Below are 6,486 nucleotides of genomic sequence, written 5' to 3'. Positions count from 1 at the left end.
CGCCGCGCGGGCGCGCTCCCCGGCGCGCAGCCACGCCTCCGCGGCCGGCAGCAACGCGTCCGCCTGTTCGTGCAGCGCCGCCGCCGCCGCGTCCGCGCCCTCCGCCTCGAGCAGCCGCGCCGCCCCCGCGAAGTCGCGCGCGCGGCGCAGCACGTCCACCAGCGCCGAGCGTGCCTGCGCCGTCACGTGGACGGACTCCTCCAGCACGCGCTCCCGCTGCGCGGCGGACAGGTCCTCGTAGGCCCGTACCGCCACCTCCACTGCTCCCTGCATGACGGCCTCCCAGACGACCCGGCCCGCACCCGTCATGGGCAAGCCGAGGCCTCCTCTTCCGGAGACGTCTTCCGAATCGAGGTTGGAAACCCCCGCGGCCCCCGCCATGTCGTGCGCCCCCCAGCCGAGTCCTTCACTGTCCGTAGCAGACCGGCCGCCGCGAGGCGAGCCCCCCCGGCCACCCTCGCCGCGCCCGAGTGGTGGCTGGAGAACCTTCCGCTCGGGGTGTGCTTCGCGCACTCGCACGGTCCTGCGGTGGCATGCCGCACCCACCCGGGTCGTCCGGTCCGGTATGCGGGACGCCTTCGAACGTTATTGTCGGGAACCCGCCCCACCCTGGCCCCCGGAGCCCCGCGGATGAAGCCACGCCCCGTGCCCAGCCTCCGCCTCGCCGTCCTCGCGCTCGGACTCGGCCTGGGCGCGACGGCCCACGCCCACGCGGGCCTGCCGGAGACCTCCAACGTCACCCTGCGGCGTGGCCACCCGCAGGACTTCTTCGTCGGCACGACCTTCGGCGCGGTGATTTCGCGCGACGGCGGCCAGACGTTCCGTTGGATTTGTCCGGACGCCATGAGTTACGGCGGCTGGCGGCCGGAGGCCTACCTCTGGCGGGAGTCCGGCCTCATCCTCGCCGCCACCGGCAGCGCGCTGCTGCGCTCCCCGGACGCGGGCTGTTCGTGGAACACCCACCCCTACTTCAAGGACACCTGGGTGTCCGGGCTGGCCGCGCACCCGTCCGACGACCACGTCCTCTACGTCGTCACCAACCGCTACAACGTCCCCAACGGCGTGTACCGCTCGCGGGACGGCGGCGAGACCTGGGCGCCCTCGCCGCTGCTGCGCGAGAAGCTGCGGCTCAACGCGGTGCGCGTCTCCACCGCGGACCCGCGCCGCGTCTACGTGAGCGGCGAGGACGACGGAAAGCTGGTGCTCCTGCGCAGCGACGACGCGGGGGAGACGTGGACACAGTCCGCGCCCGACCTGTCCGCGCTGCTGATTCCCTACGACCTGGCGGTGGTGGCCACGGACCCGGCGCGCGCGGACACCGTCTGGGTGCGCGTGTCGTCGCAGGGCTACACGCACCTGCTGCGCAGCGACGACGGCGGCCAGACGCTGTCGCCGGTGCAGCAGCTGGACGACGTGTTCATCAACATGGAGCTGTCCGCCGACGGGAACACCGCCTGGGTGGGCACGCTCAACCACTTCTTCCGGGGCGCGGCCACGGGCCCGCTGGACATGCTCAGCCTGCCCACGGGCAACGCGTGCGTGCTGCGCGTGGGCGAGACGCTCTACGGCTGCGGCTCCACGTGGCTGCACGACTGGGCGCTCGCGCGCAGCACGGACGAGGGCAGCACCTGGACGCCGCTGTTCGGCCTCTACGAAATCCAGGGCACGCACCTGTGTCCCCGGGGCACGCCCGTGCGCGACATCTGTCCCTCGCGCTGGCCGCAGTTGGCGGAGTCGCTCGGCGCGCCCCTGTATCCGGATGGGGGTGTCGAGGAGCCGCCCCTCCCCGCGGACGCCGGAGTCCCCGACGCGGGTGTCCCGGACGCGGGCGCGCCCGACGCGGGGCCCGGTCCCGAACAACCCCCTGGCCCCAAGGGGTCGGACGGCTGCGGAGCCACGCGTGGGAACATGGTCCCCGCCCTCGTGTTGCTGCTCACCCTCACCCTGCTGCGCCGTGGTCGGCGGCGCGTGAACCGACGAACAGGTCCCTGCCCATGAAGCCCCTCACGCGAAAGATGCTCTGGACCACCACCACGGTCGCCCTGCTGGCCCTCACCCCCGCTTGCGGTGACGACGACGTGGACGCGCCCGCCTGTGGCGAGCCGCTGTACGGCGGGGACGCCACCGACGAGGCCTGGCGCGCGCTGGTGGACGCGAAGGGGCGGCCCGTGGACAGCTCACAGGCGGTGACGCTGTCGCTGCCCACCTCCGACACCACCTACGCCACGAACGACGCGCCGCCCCGGTGGACCTGGACGTCGCCCCTGGCGAGCGCGCTGCCCCGACCCTCGCCCGCGTCGCCGGCCCGGGCGCCCGGCGCCCTCGACGTGGGGCGCACCCTGCTGGCGCGGCTGGGCGGGTTCGTGTTGCCCTCGGCCCACGCCCACCTGCCGCCCTTCACCGGCGACATCTACCACGTGCAGGTCTTGGTGCCGGGGCGCGAGTGCCCGGTGGAGATGCTCACGTCCAACCTGGAGTGGCAGCTCGACGCGGCGACGTGGGACCTGCTCAAGGCCCACCCCGCGCAGGACCTGGGCATCCAGGTGGTGAGCGCGTACCTCCTCCAGAACCGCATCACCGAGGGGCCCTACCAGCTGGCCACGCCCGTCACGTTCCGCATCCAAGGTGCGCCATGAGACGGGCCTGGGTGCTGGCGCTGCTCCTCGCGGCCTGTAGCGAGGAGGACTCCTTCGACCCGAGCCGCCCGCCCGGCGACATGACGTTCGCGCACCCCGACGCGTGGACCGGAGGGACGGCGGTGCCGCCTCCAGGTCCCGGCGGACGCGTGCTCATCACCAACAGCCTGGACGACACGCTGAGCCTGCTGGAGCTGGACGGGGTGACGCGCGCGGACTGGCGTGAGCTGGCGCGAATCCCGGTGGGCCTCAACCCGGTGGAGCTGGAGGGGCCGCACCACACGGCGGTGGCGCCGGATGGGAGCGCCTACTACGTGGGCATCTCCAACTACGTGCCGGGCGCCGGCTCCGGGCCCCATGGGACACACGGCTCGGGCGCCGACGATGGCTACTGCCTCAAGCTCGACGCGCGCGACAACCGCCTGCTGGGCTCGGTGCGCGTGGACCCGAACCCCGGCGACGTCATCGTCAGCCGCGACGGGAACACGCTGTACCAGACGCACTTCGACACGCTGCGGATTACGGAGGTCGCCAAGCGCGGCGGCACGAAGGAGGAGATGACCGCGCGGCTGGCCATCATCGACGCGCGGACGATGACCCGGAAGGCCATGGTGCCGGTGTGCCCCGCGCCCCACGCCATCCGCCTGTCCGCGGACGAGCGCACCGCGTACGTCGCCTGCTGGTCGGACGAGGTCGCCATCGTCGACCTGTCCGCGTCGCCCCCGACCTCCACGCTCGTGAAGGTGGCGGCCAACGTGGGCACGGCCGTCTCACCGCTCCACGAGCCCTACGCGCTCACGCTCTCCCCGACGACCGGCGAGGTGTGGGTCAGCTCGATGAGCAGCCGCTTCGTGCAGGTGCTGGACCCGCGCACGGGCGCCATGGACCCGACGCGCGCCAAGAGGCCCTTGGGGGGCGCGCCCATGTTCGGCGCCTTCTCCTCGGATGGACGGACGCTCTACCTGCCCTACCAGCGCGTGGAGTCCCTGGCGTACATCGACCCGCTGACCGGGGACGTGCGCCGCGAGGTGGAGCTCGCCAGCGCGGGCTGCCTCAACGTGCACCAGGCCACGCTCACGCCGGATGAGCGCCACGCGCTGGTCGTCTGCGAGGGAGACCACGTGGGCCCCGGCACGTTGCACACGGTGGACCTGGTGGAGGGTCGCGTGTTGAACACGGTGCGGGTGGGCATCTTCCCGGACTCGGTGAGCATCCTCCGGGAGCAGCCATGAGCGCCGGGCGAGTGCTGGGCGCGGTGCTGGCCGCGTGCCTCGTGACCGCGTGTGGCGACGACCCCGTCACGGCGGCGGAGTATGGCGAGCAGTTGTTCCGCGACTCGCGGCTGTCCACGAGCCAGTTCAACCGCTTCTCCTGCGCCACCTGCCACGCGACGACCCCCACGTCGGAGGAGGGCCGCATCTACTCGGGCTACACGCTCCACGACGCGGCGAACCGGGGGAGCTGGTGGGGCGGCTACGAGACGAACCTGCTGGACGCGGTGAACTTCTGCTACGTCACGTTCATGCGCGGGGTGGAGAAGCTCCCCGCGGACTCGCCGCAGAGCCGCGCGCTGTACGAGTACCTGGTGAGCATCAGCCCGGACACGAACGCACAGCCCCTGCCCTACACGGTGGTGAAGGACATCCACGAGGTCGCGCGCGGTGACGGCGCGCGCGGCGAGGCGGTGTACGTCGCGGCCTGCCAGGAGTGCCACGGCGCGCCCCACACCGGCGCGGGGCGGTTGACGGACGCGGCGTCCCTCCTGCCGGAGGTGACGGAGGACTACGCGACGTTGTTCCCCGGCGTGCCCGCGTCGCTCGTCTTCATCGAGAAGGTGCGGCACGGGCAGTTCTTCCACATCGGCGGCAACATGCCTCCGTACAGCCGGGAGGCGCTGTCCGACGAAGACCTGGGCGCGTTGCTCACCTTCATGGGACTCTAGCGGCAGACGACGGGCGGCCCCGGCGCCCACGCGGGGCCGGGACCTCTCGGAGTCAGTCGCCAGCGCGGCCGGGCGTCCACGCCACGGCCGTGCTTCCCGGGAGATGACGACGATGCTCGCCTGCGTGGATGTGGACTACCGCCCCGACCTCACCGTGGCCGCGTGTGTCCTGTTCCGCGCGTGGGACGATGCCTCCGAGGCGGGCCACCTCATCGAGCGCGGCCCCGCCGCCGAGGCCTACGAGCCCGGCCAGTTCTACCGCCGGGAGCTGCCCCACCTGCTGCGTGTGCTCGCCACGGCGCCGGAGCCGCTGGAGGCGGTCGTGGTGGATGGCTATGTCTGGTTGGGACAGGACAAGCCCGGGCTGGGCGCGCACCTGTACGAGGCGCTCGGCCGCTCGGTGCCTGTGATTGGCGTGGCCAAGACGGCGTTCCACTCGTCGGACGTCGCCGCGCCCGTGCTCCGGGGACAGAGTCAGCGCCCGCTCTTCGTCACCGCGGTGGGCATGGACCTGGGCGCCGCGGCGGACCACATCCGCCGCATGCATGGCGACGCGCGCAAGCCCACCCTGCTCACCCGGGTGGACCGGCTGTGTCGGGACTCGTGAGTCCCCGCCTGCCCACCGGGGAAGGTGGCGCGCAAGCCCCCGGATGACACGCGATGGTGACCCGCGCGGGCGGCATCCACGCGCGGAGGCACTTCCCCTGGAGGGGCAGGTGGGGGAGAACGGCGTCATGCATCGCCGTCACTTCCTGCGACTCTCCGCCCTGGGAGGCAGCTCGCTGGCCCTGGGGAGCCTCGGCTTCTGGAGCAACGTCTACGCCGCGCCGCCCACGCCGGGCCCCAGCCCCTATGGCGCGCTGGCGGACGCACCGGACGCGAACGGCGTGCGACTGCCCAAGGGCTTCACCTCGCGCATCATCGCGCGCAGCGAGGAGGTGGTGCCGGGGACGGACTACGCGTGGCACATGGCGCCGGATGGCGGTGCCTGCTACGCGCTGCCCGACGGCGGCTGGCTGTACGCGAGCAACAGCGAGGTGTCTCCGGAGGGTGGCGTGTCCTCGGTGCGCTTCGCGGCCGACGGGAAGGTGACGGGCGCGTGGCGCATCCTCGCCAACACGCACCTCAACTGCGCGGGAGGGCCCACCCCCTGGGGCACGTGGTTGTCGTGCGAGGAGCATCCCAAGGGCCGTGTCTGGGAATGCGACCCCACCCGGCCGGGCCAGGGCGTCGAGCGCCCCGCGCTGGGGACGTTCACCCACGAGGCCGTGGCCGTGGACCCGGTGGGCCGGCACCTGTACCTCACCGAGGACACGCCCACCGGGCGCCTCTACCGCTTCACGCCCGCGAAGTGGCCCTCGCTGGAGGCGGGCACGCTGGAGGCCGCGCGCGTCACCGGCGACCTCTTCCAGGGGGCCCGCGTGGAGTGGGTGCCGGTGGCGGCGGACGCGCCCGCGGCGATGCAGCCCGCTGGGCGACTGACGACGGCCTTCGGCGGCCCCGAGGGCTGCTGGTGCGACGGCGGCGTCGTGTACTTCACGACGAAGCACGACAACCGCGTGTGGGCGCACACGCCGCTGACCGGGAAGCTGGTCGTGCTGTACGACGCCGCCCGCTCTCCGGGCGCGCCGCTGCGGGGCGTGGACAACATCACCGTGTCCCGCGCGAAGGAGCTGTACGTCTGCGAGGACGGCGACGACATGCAGCTCTGCCTGCTGGGGCAGGACCGCAAGGTGTCCCCGTTCCTCCAGGTGGTGGGGCACGAGGGCTCGGAGATCGCCGGCGCGGCCTTCAGTCCGGATGGACGGCGGCTGTACTTCAGCTCGCAGCGCGGGACGAACGGCCGGGGCGTCACCTACGAGGTGAGTGGCCCCTTCCGGGCCAAGGCCGCCTGAGGGACACCTCGGC

General features: G+C 72.9%; 6 protein-coding genes and 1 pseudogene. 6 read left to right on the top strand and 1 reads right to left on the bottom strand.

Annotation, left to right across the window (positions count from 1 at the left end; genetic code table 11):
• A pseudogene (locus LZ198_RS41245) lies at positions 1-309 on the bottom strand (cyclic nucleotide-binding domain-containing protein); the annotation flags it as partial.
• Positions 310-630: 321 nt separating this feature from the next.
• On the opposite strand from LZ198_RS41245, the gene LZ198_RS41240 reads away from it, so the two are divergent.
• The 6 genes from LZ198_RS41240 (at position 631) to LZ198_RS41215 (ending at position 6,473) form a co-directional block, all read left to right on the top strand.
• Positions 631-1,998, top strand: coding sequence for a WD40/YVTN/BNR-like repeat-containing protein (locus LZ198_RS41240; protein ID WP_253977674.1), 1,368 nt, complete (start codon positions 631-633; stop codon positions 1,996-1,998).
• Positions 1,995-2,636, top strand: a complete 642-nt coding sequence (locus tag LZ198_RS41235) for a hypothetical protein (protein ID WP_253977673.1) — start codon at positions 1,995-1,997, stop codon at positions 2,634-2,636. The genes LZ198_RS41240 and LZ198_RS41235 overlap by 4 nt, the downstream gene beginning before the upstream one ends.
• Positions 2,633-3,868: a YncE family protein gene (locus LZ198_RS41230; protein ID WP_253977672.1), complete on the top strand. Its 1,236-nt coding sequence runs from the start codon at positions 2,633-2,635 to the stop codon at positions 3,866-3,868. Before LZ198_RS41235 ends, LZ198_RS41230 begins: the two co-directional genes overlap by 4 nt.
• Positions 3,865-4,578, top strand: a complete 714-nt coding sequence (locus LZ198_RS41225; RefSeq protein WP_253977671.1) for a c-type cytochrome — start codon at positions 3,865-3,867, stop codon at positions 4,576-4,578. Before LZ198_RS41230 ends, LZ198_RS41225 begins: the two co-directional genes overlap by 4 nt.
• 112 nt (positions 4,579-4,690) lie before the next feature.
• Positions 4,691-5,185 (top strand): endonuclease V, encoded by a 495-nt coding sequence (locus tag LZ198_RS41220; RefSeq protein ID WP_253977670.1) that lies wholly within the window; start codon positions 4,691-4,693, stop codon positions 5,183-5,185.
• 127 nt (positions 5,186-5,312) lie between these two features.
• Positions 5,313-6,473, top strand: a complete 1,161-nt coding sequence (locus LZ198_RS41215; RefSeq protein ID WP_253977669.1) for an alkaline phosphatase PhoX — start codon at positions 5,313-5,315, stop codon at positions 6,471-6,473.
• The last annotated feature ends 13 nt before the right edge of the window (positions 6,474-6,486 follow it).

The organism is Myxococcus dinghuensis, from assembly GCF_024198235.1.
In the GTDB taxonomy this organism is placed as follows: Bacteria; Myxococcota; Myxococcia; order Myxococcales; family Myxococcaceae; genus Myxococcus; species Myxococcus dinghuensis.
Note: the sequence above shows the minus strand (reverse complement) of the source record. Positions and strands in the feature narration are given on the sequence as shown.

What these genes read in the sequence shown, in the direction of transcription:
- LZ198_RS41240 (WP_253977674.1), top strand. Translation starts at nt 631, where the DNA reads ATGAAGCCACGCCCCGTGCCCAGCCTCCGCCTCGCCGTCCTCGCGCTC.
- LZ198_RS41235 (WP_253977673.1), top strand. Translation starts at nt 1,995, where the DNA reads ATGAAGCCCCTCACGCGAAAGATGCTCTGGACCACCACCACGGTCGCC.
- LZ198_RS41230 (WP_253977672.1), top strand. Translation starts at nt 2,633, where the DNA reads ATGAGACGGGCCTGGGTGCTGGCGCTGCTCCTCGCGGCCTGTAGCGAG.
- LZ198_RS41225 (WP_253977671.1), top strand. Translation starts at nt 3,865, where the DNA reads ATGAGCGCCGGGCGAGTGCTGGGCGCGGTGCTGGCCGCGTGCCTCGTG.
- LZ198_RS41220 (WP_253977670.1), top strand. Translation starts at nt 4,691, where the DNA reads ATGCTCGCCTGCGTGGATGTGGACTACCGCCCCGACCTCACCGTGGCC.
- LZ198_RS41215 (WP_253977669.1), top strand. Translation starts at nt 5,313, where the DNA reads ATGCATCGCCGTCACTTCCTGCGACTCTCCGCCCTGGGAGGCAGCTCG.